Source organism: Micromonospora sp. CNB394, assembly GCF_000374985.1.
GTDB classification, from domain to species: Bacteria; Actinomycetota; Actinomycetes; order Mycobacteriales; family Micromonosporaceae; genus Micromonospora; species Micromonospora marina.
This window is the reverse complement of the sequence record NZ_KB895859.1, coordinates 35,656-55,761: the sequence shown is the minus strand read 5'-3', so window position 1 is coordinate 55,761 and position 20,106 is coordinate 35,656. Positions and strand designations below refer to the sequence as shown.

At 72.6% G+C, this 20,106-nt stretch carries 16 protein-coding genes; 15 read left to right on the top strand and 1 reads right to left on the bottom strand.

Features of this window, described 5'->3' with window-relative positions:
- Positions 1–261 (bottom strand): Clp protease N-terminal domain-containing protein (locus C569_RS0125900; RefSeq protein WP_018788650.1); only part of this gene is annotated, 261 nt, incomplete at its 3' end.
- A gap of 328 nt (positions 262–589) precedes the next feature.
- On the opposite strand from C569_RS0125900, the gene C569_RS0125895 reads away from it, so the two are divergent.
- From C569_RS0125895 to C569_RS0125820, 15 genes are all read left to right on the top strand, one after another.
- A complete protein-coding gene (locus C569_RS0125895; protein ID WP_018788649.1) occupies positions 590–2,488 on the top strand; it encodes a BTAD domain-containing putative transcriptional regulator in 1,899 nt (632 codons plus the stop codon).
- A 206-nt stretch (positions 2,489–2,694) separates the two neighbouring features.
- Positions 2,695–3,897 carry a DUF6004 family protein gene (locus C569_RS0125890; protein WP_018788648.1) on the top strand — a complete coding sequence of 401 codons (1,203 nt, stop codon included), beginning with the start codon at positions 2,695–2,697 and terminating at the stop codon, positions 3,895–3,897.
- A 128-nt stretch (positions 3,898–4,025) separates the two neighbouring features.
- The gene (locus C569_RS0125885; protein WP_018788647.1) at positions 4,026–4,922 is read left to right on the top strand and encodes a 50S ribosomal protein L11 methyltransferase; all 897 of its coding nucleotides are present in this window, start codon (positions 4,026–4,028) and stop codon (positions 4,920–4,922) included.
- Positions 4,922–5,563, top strand: coding sequence for a hypothetical protein (locus C569_RS0125880; RefSeq protein WP_026268650.1), 642 nt, complete (start codon positions 4,922–4,924; stop codon positions 5,561–5,563). The genes C569_RS0125885 and C569_RS0125880 overlap by 1 nt, the downstream gene beginning before the upstream one ends.
- Before the next feature lie 5 nt (positions 5,564–5,568).
- Complete coding sequence (locus C569_RS0125875; RefSeq protein WP_018788645.1) at positions 5,569–6,855, top strand: AarF/ABC1/UbiB kinase family protein; 1,287 nt, start codon at positions 5,569–5,571, stop codon at positions 6,853–6,855.
- A gap of 92 nt (positions 6,856–6,947) precedes the next feature.
- Entirely contained in the window at positions 6,948–7,646 is a 699-nt protein-coding gene (locus C569_RS0125870; RefSeq protein ID WP_018788644.1) for a winged helix-turn-helix transcriptional regulator, read from the top strand.
- Between the two features lie 247 nt (positions 7,647–7,893).
- Positions 7,894–9,171 (top strand): aminotransferase class V-fold PLP-dependent enzyme, encoded by a 1,278-nt coding sequence (locus tag C569_RS0125865; protein ID WP_018788643.1) that lies wholly within the window; start codon positions 7,894–7,896, stop codon positions 9,169–9,171.
- A gap of 22 nt (positions 9,172–9,193) precedes the next feature.
- Positions 9,194–10,333 carry a PLP-dependent aspartate aminotransferase family protein gene (locus C569_RS0125860; RefSeq protein WP_018788642.1) on the top strand — a complete coding sequence of 380 codons (1,140 nt, stop codon included), beginning with the start codon at positions 9,194–9,196 and terminating at the stop codon, positions 10,331–10,333.
- Positions 10,334–10,371: 38 nt separating this feature from the next.
- A complete protein-coding gene (locus C569_RS0125855) occupies positions 10,372–11,274 on the top strand; it encodes a homocysteine S-methyltransferase family protein (RefSeq protein ID WP_018788641.1) in 903 nt (300 codons plus the stop codon).
- 65 nt (positions 11,275–11,339) lie between these two features.
- Positions 11,340–11,993, top strand: a complete 654-nt coding sequence (locus C569_RS0125850; RefSeq protein ID WP_018788640.1) for a hypothetical protein — start codon at positions 11,340–11,342, stop codon at positions 11,991–11,993.
- Positions 11,994–12,354: 361 nt separating this feature from the next.
- Positions 12,355–13,692, top strand: coding sequence for an aminotransferase class V-fold PLP-dependent enzyme (locus C569_RS0125840; RefSeq protein ID WP_018788638.1), 1,338 nt, complete (start codon positions 12,355–12,357; stop codon positions 13,690–13,692).
- A complete protein-coding gene (locus tag C569_RS0125835) occupies positions 13,689–15,395 on the top strand; it encodes an ABC transporter substrate-binding protein (RefSeq protein WP_018788637.1) in 1,707 nt (568 codons plus the stop codon). Before C569_RS0125840 ends, C569_RS0125835 begins: the two co-directional genes overlap by 4 nt.
- Positions 15,392–16,612 (top strand): hypothetical protein, encoded by a 1,221-nt coding sequence (locus C569_RS0125830; protein ID WP_018788636.1) that lies wholly within the window; start codon positions 15,392–15,394, stop codon positions 16,610–16,612. The genes C569_RS0125835 and C569_RS0125830 overlap by 4 nt, the downstream gene beginning before the upstream one ends.
- A 49-nt stretch (positions 16,613–16,661) precedes the next feature.
- The gene (locus C569_RS0125825; RefSeq protein ID WP_018788635.1) at positions 16,662–18,374 is read left to right on the top strand and encodes an ABC transporter substrate-binding protein; all 1,713 of its coding nucleotides are present in this window, start codon (positions 16,662–16,664) and stop codon (positions 18,372–18,374) included.
- Positions 18,371–20,098 (top strand): ABC transporter substrate-binding protein, encoded by a 1,728-nt coding sequence (locus C569_RS0125820; RefSeq protein ID WP_026268649.1) that lies wholly within the window; start codon positions 18,371–18,373, stop codon positions 20,096–20,098. The genes C569_RS0125825 and C569_RS0125820 overlap by 4 nt, the downstream gene beginning before the upstream one ends.
- Positions 20,099–20,106 lie beyond the last annotated feature (8 nt).

The window sequence follows — 20,106 nt, the reverse complement described above, 5'->3', positions numbered from 1 at the left end:
CACCTTCTTGGCCCGCGGCGTGAACGGGATATGCCCGCTCGGCGCCTGCTGACCCTGACCGATGATCTCCTCAACCTGCTGACGCACGCCCTCCAAAGAGATACCAAGACTCTCCAGGGCCTTAGCCGCAACACCCTCACCCTCATGGATCAGGCCCAGCAAGATGTGTTCCGTACCGATGTAGTTGTGGTTGAGCATCCGGGCCTCTTCCTGGGCCAGGACGACAACCCGTCGCGCTCGGTCGGTGAACCGCTCGAACATGCCCTCGTGCTCCTCGTTTGAGTCGTCTGACCACAGGAATACTAAGATTTCATATAGCGCCTTGTCTATCGTGGGGGTGGATTGGTCGTCCAGGCGACGGCATCACCAGCACAGCCCGCAACTTCCATCAATAGGTTCGCCATATGAAAAAGAACTCTCTGGTCGTCGACCCTCCGGTCGGCGGCCTTCGGTGCACGTCGGGGTGCCGATCAGGCTGCTCAGGCGGGTGACGCTGAATGGTCCGGCGAGTTGCGGGCGTGATAGCTGACTGTGGCAAAGCGGTAACCGGATGTGTCAGTCTCGGGCTCACGCTGAGCCTGGGGGATAGATGACGGACACTCGCGCCTGCTACCGGGTGGATCTGCTGGGGCCGTTGCACGTGCAGCGGAAGGGACATCGGTTGGAGCCCGGCCCGGCCAAGCAGCGGGCGATCCTCTCCCTGCTGGCGTTGCGGCTCGGCGACAGCGTTCCGGTGGGCGAGGTCGAGGAGGCGGTCTGGGGTGGCGCGGTCCCACCCAGCGCCCGCTCGCTCGTGCACACGTATGTGGCCCGGCTGCGTCAGGTCCTGGAGCCGGGGCATCCGCCGCGGCGGCGTGTGCGGGTCATCGCGTCGACCGTGTCCGGTTACTCGTTGCGCGCGGAAACCGTCGAGACGGACGTCGCCCGGTTCCGCCGGTACGTCGCCCGGGCCGAGAAATGGATCGGTGAGGGCGGTCGCGAGGAGGCGTTCGACCTGCTCGGGAAGGCGCTGGACCTGTGGCGCAGCCCGACCCTCGGTGAGCTGCGCTCGCTGCTGCACGACAACATCGAGGTGGAGGCGCTGGGCGCCGCGTGGGTGGCGACCGCGCACAGCTACGTCGGTCTGGGCCTGCGGCTGGGCCGCGCCGCCGCGGTGCTCGACACCGCCACCCGGCTGGCCCGGCTGGAGCCGCTGCACGAGGTGATCCAGGCCGACTACCTGGCGGTGCTCGGCAGCAGCGGGCACCGGAGCGTGGCGCTTCGCCGGTACGCGGACATCACCGAGCGACTCCGTACCGAACTGGGCGTCGACCCGGGGGAGGAGCTGCGGGCGGTGCACCGGGCGCTGGTACGCCCGCCCGGGCGGCCGCCGGTGCCCCGCCCGGCACCCGCGGTTCCCGCCGCACGGCGGCGGCCCGACTGCGGGCCGATCTCCGGGCCGCTGCACTGGCGGGCCGGGGACATCGCCGACCTGGCGGCCCTGCTGACGAAGTACCGCGCGGTGACCGTCACCGGCGCACCCGGCTGCGGCAAGTCGGCGGTCACCCTGCGCACCGCGCACCAGGCCGCCCACGTCTTCACCGGCGGAGTCCTGACCGTGGACACGCTCGACCTGAGCGACCGGCGGCAACTGGAGCGGCGGCTCGCCCGGATGCTCGGGGGCAACGGCGCCGAGGATCCGGTAGACCTGCTGCGCGACCAGCCCACGCTGGTGGTGCTGGACAATGCCGAGCACCTGGTCGACGCGTGCGCGGTGGTCGCCGACCGGCTCTTGCTCGCCGGCCCGAACGTGGCGGTGCTGACCAGTTCGTGCCAGCCGCTCGGGCTGCCGTACGAGCGGGTCCAGCGCCTGCATCCGCTCCCGGTGCCGCAGCTGGGTGAATGGCCCTCGGTCCTGTCCAACCCGGCCGTCGCGCTGCTCGCCGAACGGGCGGCCCAGGCCCGTCCAGGGTTTCACCTGGACCGGCGGGACGCGGATGTCGCCGTGGAGATCTGCCGCCGACTCGACGGGCTGCCGCTCGCGTTGCAGATGGCGGCGGCCTGCCTGTCCACCGACAGCCTGGACGGGGTTCTGCGCAAGCTGGAGGGGCCACTGGAGGGACTGCGCCCACCCGCGGCCGGCCCGGGGCCACGCCACACGTCGTTGCGCGCGATGCTCGACCGCAGCGTCGCGCGCCTCGACGTCGTCGAGCGGTGTCTCTTCCATCGCATCGCGTTGCTGCCGGGGGTGTTCGACCTGGCTGCCGCCCGGCGGTTCTGGCGGCCCCATCCGTCCGGCCCCACCGACGTCGGGGTGGTGCTCGCCGCCCTCGTGGACAAGTCCCTGGTAATGCCGGTCGGGACCAGCGGCGGGCGGTACCGGATGCTCGGCCTGCTGCGGAGGCTGGCGCTGGAGGTGGGCCCCGGTGGAGCCGCGACGGGGCCCGCCGCGGAGCTGCCCCTGCCGTTCACCCGCCCGCTGCTGCCGGCCTGGGCCGGGCCGGACTGACCGTTGGTCGCGACGACGGCCCGTTCCCCGCCGGGGAGCGGGCCGTCGTGTTCCGGAGATCCGGTGACACCTGACGATGTCTCAGGCATTGACAGTATGCTTTAAAAACACATAGCTTGAAGTTCGGCGGGACCGGTCGGGTCCGGTCCACCAGCGGCCCTCAGACCGCCGCTGACCCCTGCCGACAGACATTGGAGGTGTCTGGCTTGAGCTCCACCAGAGAGACCTACGAGTCCCTGAACCTCGAACCCAAGCCAATCCGCCCGCACATCCTCGCCGCGGCCACCGTGGTCTTCGGCGAGGACTACTACTCGGGCCGCCGCGAGACGATCAACCTGTCCGGCTTCGTGCAGCTCAACAAGTGGCCCATGCCGGGCTTCGAGCACAAGGTCGACGAGAACGGCTACGCGCAGTTCGGCACCGAGCTGATCAGTGCGCCCGAGGTGGGCATCAAGGGGTTCAGCTACGAGTTGGACGACCGGATCCAGGTTCTGTCCAACCCGTTCCTGCCCAACAGCGGGCACGTGCGGCAGATCGTGCCGGGCAAGAACTTCCCGGCCGAGTTCTACATCCGCCGCTTCGGCATCCTGGAGTCGAGCACGCTGCGGCTCGCCCACCGCAACGTGATCGACATCTACGGCGTGGTCGACAGCGTCCCGCCGTTCAAGAAGCCGCTGACCGGCCCCTACCTGGGCAAGCCGCGCGGTGACGGTCCCTTCGACGTGATGGCCGCGCCGAACGTCGTCAAGGGCACCACGCTGCCGGAGGCGTGGTACCCGGCCAACGACGAGAACCAGCCGGTCGGCATCACGCCGAACCTGTTCTTCGCGCCCAGCGCCGGCCCGTGCATGTCCATGCTGGTGGACCCGTCCATGATCATGCAGACCTCGCTGGAGGGGCAGATCGAGGTCGAGGTCAACGGCAGGACGGTGCGGATCGACCTGGCCGGGGACTACCGCAAGGCGGCCGGCGCCGAGGTGCTGCTCTTCGGCCCGGACAAGCACGACGAGGGTCCGGGCGTGCTCGCCCAGCTGGCTCGCGTCGCGGTCGTCGGGCACAGCCCGGAGCTGGGTGGCCGGGTCATGCTGCGGGCCAGCTGGCCGCGGGTCTCCGGCGGCACGCTGGGCGAGGGCAACGAGGACAGCCTGAGCCGGCTCAAGTTCCCCGGCGACCTGCACATCGACGCCGAGTTCGAGCTGGTCACGCCGCACGAGACGCTCTACGCCGCCAACTCCGTGCACGTCAACGGCAAGATGCGCGGCATGGAGGCCACGGGTACCGAGCTCAAGCTGGACGGCTCGGACACCGCCCTGGTGACCGTGGACGAGCAGCCGAAGGCCCGCCTCACCGGCGTCAACCTGGTGATGCGGGACGCGCTGGTCGGCGAGCACGCCGCGGTGAACGCCTGACCGACGGGTCCGCTTGACGGGCCTGCTGGCTGAGGGTTCTACTGGTAAAACCAATAGCAACGTACCGTCACGATGTCCCTCCCGGCCGCTACGGCGGTCGGGAGGGACGCGCGCTCAGGGGGTACCGCGTGGACCAGCGACTGCTGCTCATGCACCAGATGATGCTCGGCGACGCGCCTCGGCTGCGGGCGTACGACAGGGCGCTGGAGTCGGCCGTCACCCCCGGCGACGTGGTGGTCGACGTGGGTGCGGGGCTGCTCGTGCTCTCCCTGCTGGCGCTGCGGCACGGCGCCGAGCACGTGTACGCGATCGAGGCCGACCCGGCCACCGCCGCGGCGGCGGCCCGCATCATCGAGGCCAACGACCTCAAGGGACAGCTCACCCTGGTCACCGGCGACGCCCGCACGGTCCGGCTGCCGCGCCAGGCGGACGTGCTGGTCTCGGAGATGATGGGCAACCTCGGTCCGGAGGAGGAGATGGCCGAGGTGCTGCACGTGCTCGCCCGTCGGCACCTGCGCCCCGGCGGCCGGGTGGTGCCCCGGCGGCTGCGGACCTGGCTGGCGGCCGCCGAGTTCGCCGCCGAGGGTTGGGGGATGTGGGGCACCGACTTCTTCGGCTACCGTCTCGACCCGGTGCAGGAGCTGGTGGCCCCCGCGGCCCAGCTGCACTTCTTCCAGCGACCTCCGACGCTGCTGACCGAGCCCACAGTGGTGCTCGACCAGCCGCTCGACGGCCGGTCGCCGTCCCGGCAGACGCTGCGGCAGCGGCTGCCGGTCACCGCGCCGGGGCGGCTGCATGCCGTGCTCGGCTTCTTCACCGCCGACTTCACCGACGACGTCACGCTGACGAACTTTCCGTCGTACCCCGGTTGCAACTGGGCGGTCTGGGTGTGGCCCCTGCGGCACACCGGCGTGGCCGAGGGTGACGAGCTGTCCGTCGCCCTGCGACGCCCGGCCCGGCGCGACGTCCGCGCCGTGACCGGTTGGCGGCTGGAGTGCGGCCTGTCCCGGCAGAGGAGGTCCTGATGCCCTTCGCAGTGGGTACCGTCCGCGACATTCCCGTCCGTGGCGCGCTCAAGCTCTGCGGCCTGACCTGGTCCGCGGAGTGCCTCTGGTTCTCCGAGGCGGTCTCCAGCCAGATCGCCTCGCTGGACCCGATCAGCGGCAAGGTGGTCCGCCGGCTCGACTGCCCCGGCGTGCGCACCGACCTGACCACCATCGGCGGGCGGCTGCTCCAGGTCGCGGGCGACGACCGCGTGCTGCGGCTGGTCGATCCCGAGGACGGCGAGCTGCTCGGCGAGTTCGGCAACCCGCGCCCCGGCAACGTGCTGTGCGGGCTGGAGGCGACCCGGCACGGGCTCTGGCTGGGCTACGAGGATCTGCGCCAGGTCGACCTGCGCGACCCGGACGGCTTCGGGCTGATCGACACCTTCCCGGTCCGGCAGCCGATCGCCGGCCTGACCGTCTCCGACAGCTACCTCGTCTACGCCGACCACCACGCGGCCACCATCAACCTGTACGACGTCGCGGCCCGCCGGGAGGTGGCCGCCTATTCGGTGGCGGGCAACCCGACCGGCATCACCTGGGACGGCCGCCGCATCTGGTACTGCGACTTCACCACCCTGCAACTCCGGGCGATCGAGGTGCCGGGCATCACGAAGGGTTGACGCCGATGGCGACGACACGCGCGCTACTGGCCCGTTCGACCCGGATCGGCCTGGTCGGCGCGGCACACCTGCTGCCGGTGCTGCCACCCGCGCTGGTGAAGGCTGCGCGGGGCGACCGCCCGGCGGCCCGCCGACTGCTGTACCGCCGCCTCACCACCCTGCTGATGCGGCTCGGCCCGGCGTTCGTCAAGGCCGGGCAGGTGCTCGGCACCCGGCGCGATGTGCTCCCGTCCGCGCTCTGTGACGAGCTGTCGGTGCTCCAGGAGCGGGTCGACCCGATGACGCCCGAGCAGACCAGCCGGGCGCTCGCCGACGCGTACGGCAGCGGGACGCCCGCCGAGTTCGCGGAGGTCGACCTGACGCCGGTGGCCAGCGGCAGCGTGGCCTGCGTCTACCGCGGCCGGATGCCCGACGGCGCCGATGTGGCGCTCAAGCTGCGCCGCCCCGGCATCGAGTCGACGATGGCGCTCGACCTCGCTCTGATGCGGCGTGGCGCCCGGGTGATGGCCCGGCTGTCCGTGTTCCGCGGTGTCCCGCTGCGGGAGGTGGTCGAGAACATGTGCGACGCCGTGTTCGGCCAGCTCGACTTCGCCCGGGAGGCGGAGAACCTTCGCCGGTTGAGGGAGAATCTGGCGGTGGTGCCCCGGGTCCGGGTGCCCGCTGTCCGCGACGACGCCTGCCGGCCGCGCTGCCTGGTCATGGAGTTCGTGCCCGACCTCGACGTGGACGTAGCGCGCTCGATGTCGGCGGCCGTGCGCAAGCGGTTCGCCGCCTCCGCGATGACCACGATCTACCACATGCTCTTCGTTGACGGGTTCGTCCACTGCGACATGCACCCGGGCAACCTCTACTTCACCCGGGGCGCCCAGGTGGTGGTGCTCGACGCCGGATTCAGCGTGCAGCTCACCGAGGAGTTGCGCCGGCTCTTCGCCGAGTTCTTCATGAACATGTCGATCGGACGCGGCCGGTACTGTGCCGAGATCGTGGTCCGTAGCGGCACCGGTCTGGGCCCGGACGCCGACGTGGACACCTTCCTGGACAGAATGGCCGACCTGGTGGAGCGCAGCCACGGGCTGCCGGCCCGGGAGTTCAGCCTGATCGCGTTCGCCGCCGAGATGTTCGACCTGCAACGCCGATACGGCGTGCACGCCGCGCCGGAGCTCATCTTCCCGCTGCTCTCGCTGCTCGTGATCGAGGGGACGGTGCGCGAGCTGGACCCGGATCTCGACTTCCAGGAGCTGGCCAAGCCGGTGCTGATGCGCGGGCTCTTCGGCCGCCGGGCCGCCGCGTGACACCCGTCCGAACGGTCGGCCGGGCCTGGCCGGTCGCCTCGACCGTGTGCCCCCACCTGCGCAAACAGGCGACTTAAATATACGATAGCGGGATGGCACAGACTGGCCTTGCTGGCAAGCGCTCCTATCACCAGTACTGCGGGCTCGCGTCCGCGCTCGACGTGCTGGGTGAGCGTTGGACGCTGCTGATCGTCCGTGAGCTGCTGATGGGTCCCCGGCGTTACAGCGAGTTGCTGGCCGACCTGCCCGGCATCGGCACGAACCTGCTCGCCGACCGGCTCAAGTTCCTCGTCGACTCCGGCGTGCTGCGGCAGGTCGACGTGCACGGCACCGGCGGCCGGCTCTCCTACGAGCTGACCCCGACCGGGCAGGCGCTGCGACCGATGGTGCTCGGCCTGGCGCACTGGGGCCTGGAGTTCGTCGGCGACCTGAACGCCGAGGACACGGTCCGCCCGCATTGGGGGTTCCTCGCCGTGGAGGCGATGTTCCGGTGGGACAGGGTCTCCCCGGTCGACGAGAGCTACCAGTTCCAGGTGGACGACGAGGTCTTCCGCATCGATGTCGCCGGCGGGGTGCCGTGCGTGGCGAAGGGGCCGTCCGAAGACCCGGCGATGGTGGCGACCACCGACGCCGCCACGTTCGTCCGTATCGGCGCGGGTCGGGTCACGCCGCTGATGGCGATGGTCGGCGGCCAGCTCAAGCTGGAGGGCGACATCGACGCCGTGCTGCGCTGCTGCGAGCTGCTCGGCCTGGACGCCGGTGCGGCATCCCAGGCGGCCTCCGGTCACTGACCCGCGCCAGGGGGTGACGGGACTCGATCGCTATATTATTCTGAACTAGCCTCGGCGTTCGTCGGGGCCCGTCGTCGTCCGGCACGCCGCGCCCGTGCGGCACCTTCCGAGCACTGTGGTCCCACGGGGACTACCGGTCCGCTCCTCCGTCGCCAGAGCGCCGGTCGCGCCCGTGCGCGTCGTGGGGCGACCCCGCGCGGCGCGTGCGCCGGCACCGACGACCGGCCGTCAAGCGACAGGAGCCGGCATGACGGACACGGTGCGACATCGCCCGGAGGCGCTGCCCAAGGCGGTACGAGAAGACTTCCCACTGCTGGCCCGCCGGGCCGGTGACCTCGTCGCCTACCTGGACAACGCCGCCACCACGCAGAAGCCTCGCGTCGTGCTGGACGCGATCACCGACTACTACACCGGGGCCAACAGCAACGTCGGGCGCGGCTACCACCGGCTCGGGCTCGCGTCCACCGAGCGGTACGAGCAGGCCCGCGAGCGCGTCGGGCGGGCGATCGGCGCGGCGCACCCGGAAGAGGTGCTCTTCACGGCCGGCACCACCTCCGCGGTGAACCTCGTCGCCGACACCGCCGGCCCGCGCGTCGCCGGGCCGGGCCGGCAGGTGGTGGTGACCGGCATGGAGCACAACAGCAACCTGCTGCCCTGGCGCCGGCTGTGCGACCGGACGGGCGCCACGCTGACAGTGGTGCCCGCCGGACCCGACGGCCGGGTCTCCGCCGCCCGGTTCGCCGACGCTCTCGGCCCGGACACCGTCCTGGTCGCGGTCAGCCACGTGTCGAACGTGCTCGGCACCGTCAACCCGGTCCGGGAGATGACCGCCGCCGCCCGCCGGGTCGGGGCGCTCGTGCTGGTCGACGGCGCTCAGGCCGTGCCGCACCGTCCGGTCGACGTGCGCGAGATCGACGCCGACTTCTACTGCTTCTCCGGGCACAAGGCGTACGGGCCGATGGGCGTCGGCGTGCTGCACGGCCGCCGGGACCGGCTCGCCGGGCTGCCCCCATACCAGGTGGGCGGCGGCACCGTGAAGGGCGTCGCGGCCGACCAGCCGGTCCGCTACCTCGACGGGCCGGCGCGGTGGGAGGCCGGTACGCCGCACGTGGCCGGCGCGGTCGGCCTGGCCGCCGCCCTGGACTACCTGCGCGATCTCGGCCGGGACGCGATCCGCCGGCACGACCGGGCACTGGTCGGGCACGCCGTCGACGTGCTCACGGCTGTCGACCGGGTGCATGTGGTCGGTGACCCGGTCGCGGACCCCAGCGGGATCGTCTCGTTCGTGGTCGAGGGCATCCACCCGTACGACGTCGGGGCGCACCTGGACCGGCACGGCGTGGCGGTGCGCTGCGGCGTGCACTGCGCCAGCACGTTCCTCGACGAGCTGGGGCTGCTCGGCACGGTCCGGCTCTCCTTCGGCGTCTACAACACCACCGCCGAGATCGACCTCGTCGGCGAACTGCTCACCGGCGTGAAGCCCGGACCCTGGACCACCGACCACCCCGACGTCCGGTTCCTCTGAGCAGCGCCCGGAGGGGAGCGTCATGAGGTTCGACACCCGGCTGGTGCACGTCGGCCAGCAACCCGTCCCCGGCACCGGCGCCGTCGTGCCGCCCATCCACCTCAGCACCACATACGACCGCACCGCCCAGGACCCGCCGCGCTACTTCTACGCCCGGGGCGAGCAGCCCAACCGGGAGGCGCTGGAGGAGTGCCTCGCCGCGCTGGAGGACGCCCGCCACGCCACCGTCTACACCAGCGGCCAGGCCGCCGCGACGTCGGCGTTGTCGGTGGTGCCCGCGGGCCGGCTCGTGCTCGCCTCCGACGACGTGTACGGCGGCACCCACCAGCTGCTCGCCGCCGCCGCGGAACGCGGTGTGACGGTACGGCAGGTGGATCTCGCCGACCCGGCCGAACGGGACCGGGCACTCGCCGGGTGCGGCCGGGAACTGGCCATGGTGTGGCTGGAGACGCCCACGAACCCGCTGCTCAAGGTCGCCGACATCGCCGCGGTGGCCGACCTCGCGCACCGGCACGGCGCCCTCGTCGTAGTGGACAACACGCTCGCCGGGCCGGTGCTGCAACGACCGCTGGCGCACGGTGCCGACATCACGCTCTACAGCACCACCAAGTCCGTCGCCGGGCATCTCGACGTGCTCGGCGGCGCGCTGGTCTACCAGGACGAGGAGCTGCACCGGCGGTTCCTGGCGTACCGCACGGTGGCCGGCAACGCGCCCGGCGGGTTCGACTGCTACCTCACCCACCGGGGCCTGAAGACGCTGTCGTTGCGCACCGCCCGGCAGGTCGAGAACACCCGGGCGGTCGTGGCGGTGCTGCTGGCCGAGCCGAGCGTCGACCGGGTCAGCTATCCAGGCCTGCCCGCGCATCCGCAGCACGCGGTCGCGGCCCGGCAGATGACAGCGCCCGGCGCGCTCGCCGCCTTCGAGTACCGCGGCGACCCGGCCAAGCTGCTCGACCGGGTGCGCCTGTTCACCGCGGCGGTCAGCCTCGGCGGGGTCCGGTCCCTGATCGAGTGCCCGGCGCTGATGACCCACCGCCCGGTGCCGCCCGAGGTGCGCCGGCGGCTCGGGCTGACCGACCGGCTGATCCGTATCTCACCCGGCATCGAGGATCCGGCCGACCTCGTCGAGGACCTGGTCACCGCGCTGCGCGACGGTGCCTGACCCGCTGACGGCCGTTCCCGCCCCGCGAAGGAGGAGACATGTCCGCATTCACGATCGGCGGCGCCCCGGTGGTGCTCGACGGAGGGCTCGCCACCGAGTTGCAGCGCGCCGAGCTGCCGTACCAGGCCCCGTGGTGGGGCACCGCGGCGCTGCTGGCGGACAGCCGGCGGCGCGTGCTGCGTGACGTTCACGAGCGGTTCCTGACCGCCGGGGCGCAGGTGCTCACCGCGAACACGTTGCGCTGCAACCTGCGGGCGCTGCGCCGCGCCGGCCTGGAGGACGCCGGGCTCGGCTGGATGGTGCACGCCGCCGTCGGCGTCGCGCTCGCCGCCCGCAACGCGGCCGGCGCACCAGGTACCCGGATCGCCGCCTCGATGGCCCCGGTTGAGGACTGCTACCGGCCGGACCTGGTGCCGGCCGACGACGAACTGCGCGAGGAGCACCGCTGGCTGGCCGTGGAGCTGGTCCGGGCCGGGGTGGAGCTGGTGCTCGTGGAGACCATGAACACCGCCCGCGAGGCGCGGATCGCGGTGGAGCAGGTGCGCGAGGTGGGCGCCCGGGCCTGGGTCGGCTTCGTCTGCGACGACCGGGCCCGGCTGCTGTCCGGCGACTCCCTGGTGGACGCCGCCCGCGCGGTGCGCGCCGCCGGGGCCGAGCTGGTGCTGGTGAACTGCACCGCCCCGGAGGCGACCGAGCGCTGCCTGCGGGCGCTGTGCGACGCCGACGACGGCCCGTTCGGCGCGTACCCGAACCTGGAGGACCGCCGCGACGGCGTGCCCGGCCCGCGACCGCTGCTCGACCCGGAGGAGTTCGGCGACCTGGTCGCCCGGTGGGCGGTGGAGTACCGGCTCGCCGTGACGGGTGGGTGCTGCGGCGCGTCGCCGGAGCACATCGCCGCGCTGGCGGCCCGGTTGAACGCCTCGGTGGCGGCCGTCGACTGACCGCCGCCAGCACGTCCGCCGGCCCGGCGCGGGCCGGGTCGGCAAGACGAAGGGAGAACGAGACGGTGAGCGGCTCGACGATCGCACCGCCGGTCGAGGTGGTGCGCAGCCTGCCCGGCCCGGCCGGCTACATGTGCGGCCTGACCTGGGACGGCACCTGGCTCTGGCACTCCGACCAGGATGCCGCGCGGATCTTCGCGATCGACCCGGCGGACGGCTCGGTGCGCCGGTCCTTCGCGTACCCGGACGTACGGGCCGATCTGGGGTACGCGGACGGGAAACTGTGCCAGATCGGCGGCCGCCCGAAGCGGATCCTGCTGATCGACCCGGTCACCGGCCGGACCGTCGGGTCGAAGCCGGTGCGGCCCTCCAACGGCCGGGTCACCGGCATGGAGACCGGGCCGGAGGGCGTGTGGCTGTGCCTGCGTGCGCCCGCGGTGATCCAGCTGCGGGACTTCGAGACCATGACTGTGCAGCGGGAACACCAGGTGGTGGGGTCGCCCTCTGGCCTCACGTACGCCGAGGGGCACGTGCTCTACGCCGAGTTCGAGGACGGCCTGCTGCACGCGGTGGACGCCGGGTCGGGCCGGATGCTCTCCACGGTCCGGCTGCCGGGGCATCCGACCGGGCTGGCCTGGGACAGCGAGCTGGTCTGGTACTGCGACTTCGCCGACCGGCGGTTCAAGGCGGTACGGCTGCCGGACGTGCTCGGCGGTTGACCGTTCCGGTGGGGGCGGTACCGGCCGCCCCCACCCGCCCGGCGTCAGGGCACCCGGTCCCGGGCGTCGAACTGGTCCTGCCTGCGGTCCCGGTCACCACGGGTGTCGGGCGCCGGTGGCCGGCAGCGGTCGGCGCAGCCGCACGAGCAGCCGGACGCGGCGGACCGTTCCGTTCGGTGTGGGGCCTCGGTGTCCGGCCAACCGCCGGTGTGGCACGCGTTCATCGCTTCTCCCTGCTCTGCGGAGGTGACGCGCCGGGAAGCCCGGCGCGGTCGGACGGGCGGGCAGCAGGACAGCTCTTTACTTGAGAATCATATGGTAAGTTCGCTGGCGGGTGCCAGCTCCTGACAGGAGGGACGCCATGCGCGTCAGCGTGACCGACGACCCCGCGACCACGACGACCTCCCGCACCGGCGGACCGCCCGCACCGGCCGACCCGCTGCGCACCGCCTCCTTCGCGGAGCTGCGGTCGCTGTTCGCGATGGAGCCCGACGCGGTCCACCTCAACACCGGCACCATCGGCGTGATGCCGTACGAGGTGCTGGACGTCAACGACCGGGTGACCCGGGAGTGGAACGGCGGGCTGCGCAACGTCTACCCGCCCGGCATGTATCCCGAGCACCGCGCCGCCATCGGCCGGGCGTTCGGCGTCGACCAGGACGAGATGGTGATCTGCCACAACGCCACCGAGGGCGTGGCCCGGGTCATCAACGGGCTCGACCTGCACGAGGGCGACGAGGTCGTCACCACCAGCCACGAGTGTTACTCGGTGCTGTCCAACTTCAACCTGCTGCGCAACCGGCACCGGATCACACTCACCGTGCTCACCCCGCCGGTCGGCCCGGACGTGACCGCCGAGGAGATCGTCGACCTGTTCGCCCGGGCGATCACGCCGCGGACGAAGGTGCTGGCGTTCGCCGCGGTCACGCTGTTCACCGGCACCCGGATGCCGGTACGCCAGCTCTGCGACCTGGCCCAGCGGCATGGCCTGACCACCGTGGTCGACGGCGCGCTGCTGCCCGGCCTGTTCGACACCGACCTGCGGGCGCTCGGACCGGACTTCGTCACCTGCTCCGGCTCCAAGTTCCAGTGCGGGCCGCTCGGCACCGGGCTGCTCTACGTCCGCAACAAGGTCCACCCCGAGCACAACCCGCTGCCGCTGCCGACCTTCTGGCCGGTCATCTCCACCTGGTACCCGATGATGGGCGCCCCGCCGCCGCGTACCACCACCCGGGTGGAGAGCTACAACATGGGTGACTACCTGCAGAGCGCCGGCAGCGCCAGCATCGCCCGGGGCGCCGCGCTGGCGAAGGCGTGCGAGCTGTGGGACCGGATCGGCCGGGACCGGATCGAGCGGCACGCGGTGGCGCTCGGTGACCACACCCGCGCGCGGATCGCCGAGCGGTTCGGCGTCGAGTCCCTGTACTCGCCGCTCACCGACGGCCGGCTCACCGCGCCGGTAGTGGCCTTCAACCCGTTCCCCGACCCGTCGGACGGCTGGAACATCACCAAGTTCGCCCGCCTCGTTGACGAACTGGAGAACCGGCACCGGATCTGGACCCGGTGGACCGAGTTCGACATCGCCGGCTCGCCGCACCAGCACTACGCCGCCCGCATCTGCACCCACCTGTACAACACCGCCGACGAGGTCGACCAGGCCGTCGACGCGATCGCCGACCTGGTACGGGAGCTGTCATGACCGTCGCCCCCTACCGGCCGGAGCCGGCGCACGCCGTACCGCCCCGCCGCGGCGGCACGCTGCGGGTGGCCGCGCCCACCGACGCCGCCCCGCTGGACCCGAGCTGCGCCCCGGCGTCGGCGGCCCCGTTCGTCCGGCTGCACACCCGCCAGCTCGTCACCTGGCAGACCGCCCGGGACGTCCGCGACTGGCAGGCCGTCACTCCGGTGCCCGACCTCGCCCTCGACGTCCCCTCCACCTGGAACGCCGGGCTCGGTGCCAGCCACCGCAGCTACGTGTTCCACATGCGCCCCGGCGTCCGCTGGGACACCCCCGACCGGCGTCCGGTCACCGCGTACGACGTGGTCCGCGGCTTCAAGCGGATGTGCAACCCGGTCCGGCCCTCGCCGTCGCTCGCCTACTTCGCCACCACCGTGCGCGGCATGGCCGGCTTCGCCACCGCGTGGGCGGCGGCGACCACCCGCCGGGCCGCCGACGCGGCCACGCTCGCCGCGTACCAGAACGCGCACGAGATTCCCGGCGTCTTCGCGCTCGACGACGAGACGCTCGTCATCGAGCTGGCCCGGCCCGCGCTGGACTTCGTGCAGATGCTCGCCCTGCCCGCGGCGTCCGCCGTGCCGGTCGAGCACGACGCGTTCGTTCCCGGCAGCCCCGAGGCCACCGCCCACCTGCGCGTCAACGGCCCGTACCGGGTACGGCGGCACCGGCCCGGCGAGTGGGTCGAGCTGGTCCGCAATCCGGCCTGGGAGCCGGCCGTCGACCCGTACCGGCGGGCCGAGGCCGACCGCGTCGAGCTGCGCCTGAGCGACGGCACCGGCCGCGCCGGCGGCCCGGCCGGGCCGGCCGAGGTGTCCGCCGCGCCCGCCGTCGGCGGGCTGCCGGCCGCCGAGCCGGTCGACGGCGGGCTCGGCTGGGTGCTCGATCCGTACCTCGTGCTCAACCTGCGCGACCCGGTCTGGGCCGACCTCCGGGTACGGCAGGCCGCGGCGCTCGCCGTGGACAGGACCGCGGTGGCGGACCTGTACCGGCGCCACCGCCCCGGCGTGCCGGTACGGGTGGCGGGCTCGCTGATCCCGCCCGGTAACGCCGGGTACGGCACCGCCGACCCGTACCCGACACCGGAGGGCGCCGGAGACCCGGCGCGGGCCCGCGACCTGCTGGCCTCGGCCGGGCACGCCGACAACCCCCCGCTGGTCCTGATCCACCCGCACTCCGGCCTCGGACCCGAGGTGGCGCACGCCTGCGCGGCCGGTCTCATCCGGGCCGGTCTCCCGACCCGCGCGGTGGGGCTCGCCGACGCCGCCTACGCCGAGGCGCTGCGCCGGCCCGGCACGACCGGCGGCTGGCAGCTCGCGGTGGCCGCGCGGGTGCCCGACTGGCTGGAACACAACGGGCGGGTGTTCGCGCAGGCCATGCTGCAGGCCACCCCGGTACCCGGCGGCGCCAACCACGGTGGCTACGCCTCGCCCGAGGTGGACGCGCTGATCGAGCGGGCGCTGGACGCGGCCGAGCCGTGGCGGGCCGACGCCGCCTGGCAGGCAGCGGCGGAACGCGCGGTCGCCGACGTGGCTGTGGTGCCGATCCTGCACCGTGCGCCGGTGGTCACGCCGAGGCAACCGGACCGAGTTGACGGGCTCCGGCCGCTGCCGGCGCAGGGGTACGCCGTGGACCTGACCGCCGTCCGCCCGGAGGTGGACGGGTGAATCCTCTGGTACGCGACTACCTGCTGCTCGGCCTGCGCCTGGGCCGGCATGTCGACGGGCTCGTCGACTGCTACTACGGTGACCCGAAGCTGCGCGACCAGGCCGCCGCCGAACCGCCGGCCGATCCACGGGAGCTGTCCCGCCAGGCTACCCGGACGCTTACCGAGCTTCCCGGCAGCGACCTCGAACCGGCCCGCCGTCGGTACCTCGCCGCCCAGCTCACCGCGCTGCGCGTGGTCGCCGACCGTGTCGCCGGCACCCCGATGTCCTTTCAGGACGAGGTGCGCGCCTACTTCGACGTCGAGGTGGGCCGCACCCCGCCGGAGCGGTACGCGGTGGTGCACGACGAGATCGACGCGCTGCTGCCCGGCCGGGGACCGCTCGTGGACCGGGTGGAGGAGTTCTACCGGCGCAACACCGTCCCGCCGGAGCGGCTGCACCGTTGCGTGCAGGCGGTCTCCGACGCGCTGCGCGAGCGGACCCGGGACCTGTTCGGCCTCCCCGCCACCGAACGCGTCGAGTACACGGTGGTCCGGGACGCGCCGTGGAACGCCTACAACCGCTACCTGGGCGGCTTCCGCTCCACCGTGGCGCTGAACGCGGCGAGCGGCCGGTCGGTGGCTGCGCTGCCGATCATCGTGGCGCACGAGTCGTACCCCGGGCACCACACCGAACACTGCCTCAAGGAGGCCGGTCTGGTCCGGGGCGGCGGCCAGGACGAGCACACCATCGCCCTCGTCCACACGCCCCGGTGCCTGGTCGCCGAGGGCATGGCCGAGGCGGCCGTGGACGCGGTGCCCGGCCCCGGCTGGGGGGAGTGGACCGCGCGCATCCTCGCCGGGGAGGGCGTCCACGTCGAAGGCGAGCGGGTGGAGCGGATGCGTGGCCTCGTGGTGCGCCTCCTACCGGCCAGGGTGGACGCCGCGCTGCTGCTGCACGACGAGGGCGGCGACCGGGCGGAGGCGCTCGCGTACCTGCGGCGGTGGATGCTGCTGCCACCCGAGCGCGCCGAGCAGATGGTCAGGTTCCTCGCCGACCCGCTGTGGCGCGCGTACTCGGTCACCTACTCCGAAGGGGGCCGCCTGGTCGACGACTGGTTGGCCGCCGGCGACCCGGGCAGCGACGTCGCCGACCGCTTCACCACGCTGCTGCGGGAGCCGCTGCTGCCGTCGCAGTTGCGGGCCGGCGTGGCGCGGACCGTGCTCGCACCCACCTGAGCACGAGCGGGCACGGGCAGCAGCGACCAGAGCGACGAAAGGTGTGTCGATGAACGGCGGTCAGCCCCGGTACGGGGGAACCCTGCGGCTCTACGGGCCGGGCAGCATGGACCATCTGGACCCGGCCTGCGCCTACTACATGCTCGGCGGGCAGATCATCAGGCTCTTCGCCCGCCAGCTCTTCACCTACCGGCCGGTGGCCGACCTGCGCGACCCGTCGGCCATCACCCCGGTGCCCGATGTGGCCGAGGCGGTGCCGACGCCGGCCAACGGCGGCATCAGCGACGGCCACACCCGCTACACCGTCCGGTTGCGCCCCGGCGTGTACTGGGACACCGACCCGCCCCGCGAGGTGACGGCCGGTGACTTCGTCCGCGGCTTCAAGCGGATGGCCAACCCGGTGCTGCGGGCCGGCGGGATCGGCTACTTCACCAGCACCATCCGGGGAATGGCCGAGTACTGCGACGCGTACGCCGCGGCGATCACCTCGGCCGAGCCGACCGCCGCCGAGCTGGCCGACTTCCAGAACAGCCACGAGATCGCCGGTGTCCGGGCCGCGGACGACCGGACCATCGTCTTCGAGCTGGTCCGACCGGCGGTGGACTTCCTGCACATCCTGGCGCTGCACTTCGCCTCCGCCGCCCCGGTCGAGTACGACGAGGTGCTGCCGGACAGCGCGGAGTTCCGGCGGCGGGTGCGCGCCAACGGGCCGTACCGGGTCGTCGAGTACGTCCACGGCGAGTCGGTGCGGCTGGAACGCAACCCGATGTGGCGCAGGGCGTCCGACCCGGTGCGCCAGCAGTACCTGGACGGGGTCGAGGTGACCATGGAGGTCGCCACCCCGCAGCAGGTGGGAGAGATGATCGACAGCGGCCGCGCCGACCTGTCCTGGGCGTCGCCGATCACCGAGCCGTACGACGTGCCGCCCACCGACCCGGGCAACGACCTCGGCTACGCGCTCAACCCGTACCTGGTGTTCAACATGCTCAGCCCGAACGCCGACCGGGCGACGAGCAAACTCAGGGTGCGCCAGGCCATCGCGTACGCCATCAACAAGGCGGCGATCGCGGAGATCTACCACGACCTGGAGGCCGGGACGGTGATGCTGCCCGGGCATACCGCGATCCCGCCCGGCAACGACGGGCACGTCGACTTCAACCTCTATCCGACGCCGGGCGACCGGGGCGACCCGGAGCGCTGCCGGGCGCTGCTGGCAGAGGCGGGCTACCCGGACGGGCTCACCCTCACCGCTGTGCACCGGGACGTGGACGCCAACCCGGAGGTGGCCCGCTCCTACGCCACCGACCTGGAGAAGGGCGGCATCAGCGTCCGGCTGGTCGCCCTCGGCCACGCCGAGTACTACCAGTTCCTGCGCGACCCGGCCAACGCCCGCGCCGGGGCGTGGGACATCTCCGCGCCGTCCTGGACGCCCGACTGGTTCGGGCCGAATGGGCGCACCTATGTGCAGCCGATGTTCCAGACCAACACGTCGCGTGGCACCAGCAACTACGGCGGATACAGCAACCCGGAGGTCGACCGGTTGATCGAGGAGGCGCTCGGTGCCACCGACCGGGCCCGCGCCACCGAGCTGTGGCACCAGGTCGACCTGCACGTCATGCGGGACGCCGCTATCGTGCCGATCCTCGTGCACGCCCCGACCATCCCGCACCGCAAGGGCCGGCGGGTCCGCAACGCGATCGCCATGCCCACCGTGGACCGCTGGTTCGACCTGTCGAACCTCTGGCTGGAGGAGTCCGAATGACAGCATCTGGCACTCCGACGGTCACCGGGCTGACCTCCGGCGTGGCCGGGCCGCGCCGCGGCGGAACACTCACCCTGGTCGGCGCGGGCGACGTCGATCACCTCGACCCGGCGCTGGCGTACCACACCGTCACCCGGGGGATCATCCGGGCGTACACCCGGCAACTGGTCACGTACCCGGCCACCCACGACCACACGCGCGCCGGCGACCTGGTGCCGGACCTGGCCGTGGCGGCGGACGGACCGTACGACGCCGAGGGCCGGCGCTACCGGTTCACGCTGCGCGACGGGCTGCGCTGGGACCTGCCGAACGGGCCCCGGCCGCTCACCGCCCCCGACGTGGTGCGCGGCATCAAGCGGCTGGCCCACCCGATGGCGCCCAGCCCCGGACTGCCCTACTACCTGAGCACGGTCGAGGGGCTCGCCGCGTTCCGCGACGACCTGCTCACCCTGCCCCGCGACCTCGGCGTGGTGGCGCCCTACCTGGAGGCCGCCGAGGTGCCCGGGCTGCGGGTGCTCGACGACCGGACGCTGGAGCTGACCACCCTCCGTCCCACCCCCGACTTCCTCAACATCCTGGCGTTGCCGTTCGCCTCCCCGGCGCCGGAGGAGTACCTCTGGTTCGTGCCCGGCAGCGCCGAGTTGGACCAGCGGATCGGCTCCATCGGGCCGTACCGGATCACCCGCTACGCGCCGGACCGGCTGATCACGCTGGAGCGCAGCCGCACCTGGGATCCGGCCACCGACCCGGTCCGGGCCGCCCATGTGGACCGCATCGAGGTTCGGCAGGGGCTGGACGAGAAGACCTGCCACGACATGGTGATCGGCGGCGACGCCGACATGATGTGGGACATCCAGCCGCTGACCGAGCGGCTGCCGGAGATGTTCGCGGCCCGGGACCCGCGGTTGGAGGTCTGGCCGGCCGGGCTGTTCAGCCCGTACCTGGTGATCAACGTGCTCAGCCCGAACGAGGGCGGGGCGCTGGCCCGCCGGGAGGTCCGGGAGGCGTTGCAGTACGCGATCGACAAGACCACTGTGGTCGAGGTCTGGGGCGGGCCGCGCCTCAACGACATCGCCGAGCAGATCCTGCCGCCGCTGTGCCGCGCGCACCGGCCGTTCGCCCCGTACGCCGCGAACGATGGCACCGGCGACCCGGAGCGGGCCCGCCGGCTGCTCGCCGACGCCGGCTACCCCGACGGGATCACGTTGAAGCTGGTCTACCGCGACCGGGACATCCACCCGGAGACCGCGCGGGTGGTCCGGACCGCGTGCGCCCGGGCCGGGATCACCCTCGATCTCGTCCCGGCCGGCATCACCGAGCTGTTCGGCACGTACCTCGGCCGGGCCGACGGGGCCCGCGACGGCCGCTGGGACGTGGCGCTGTCCGGCTGGGAGCCGGACTGGCACGGCAACAACGCCCGGGTCTACCTCCAGGCACTCTTCGACAGCTCCGGCGTCTCCGACAACGACGACTGGGGGTCCAACTTCGGCCACTACCACAACCCGGTCGTCAACGAGCACATCGACGCGGCCCTGAGTTGCGCCGACGAGACGACAGCCAACGCGCACTGGCGGGCCGCCGAGCGGGAGGTGCTGCGCGACTGCGCCGTGGTGCCGATCCTCTTCGCCCACCAGTACTGGCTGCGCGGGCACCGGGTGCGTAACTGGCTGCCGTACCCGGTGCTCAACGGCGACCTGACCAACTTGTGGCTGGGGGAGGACTGACGCTCGGA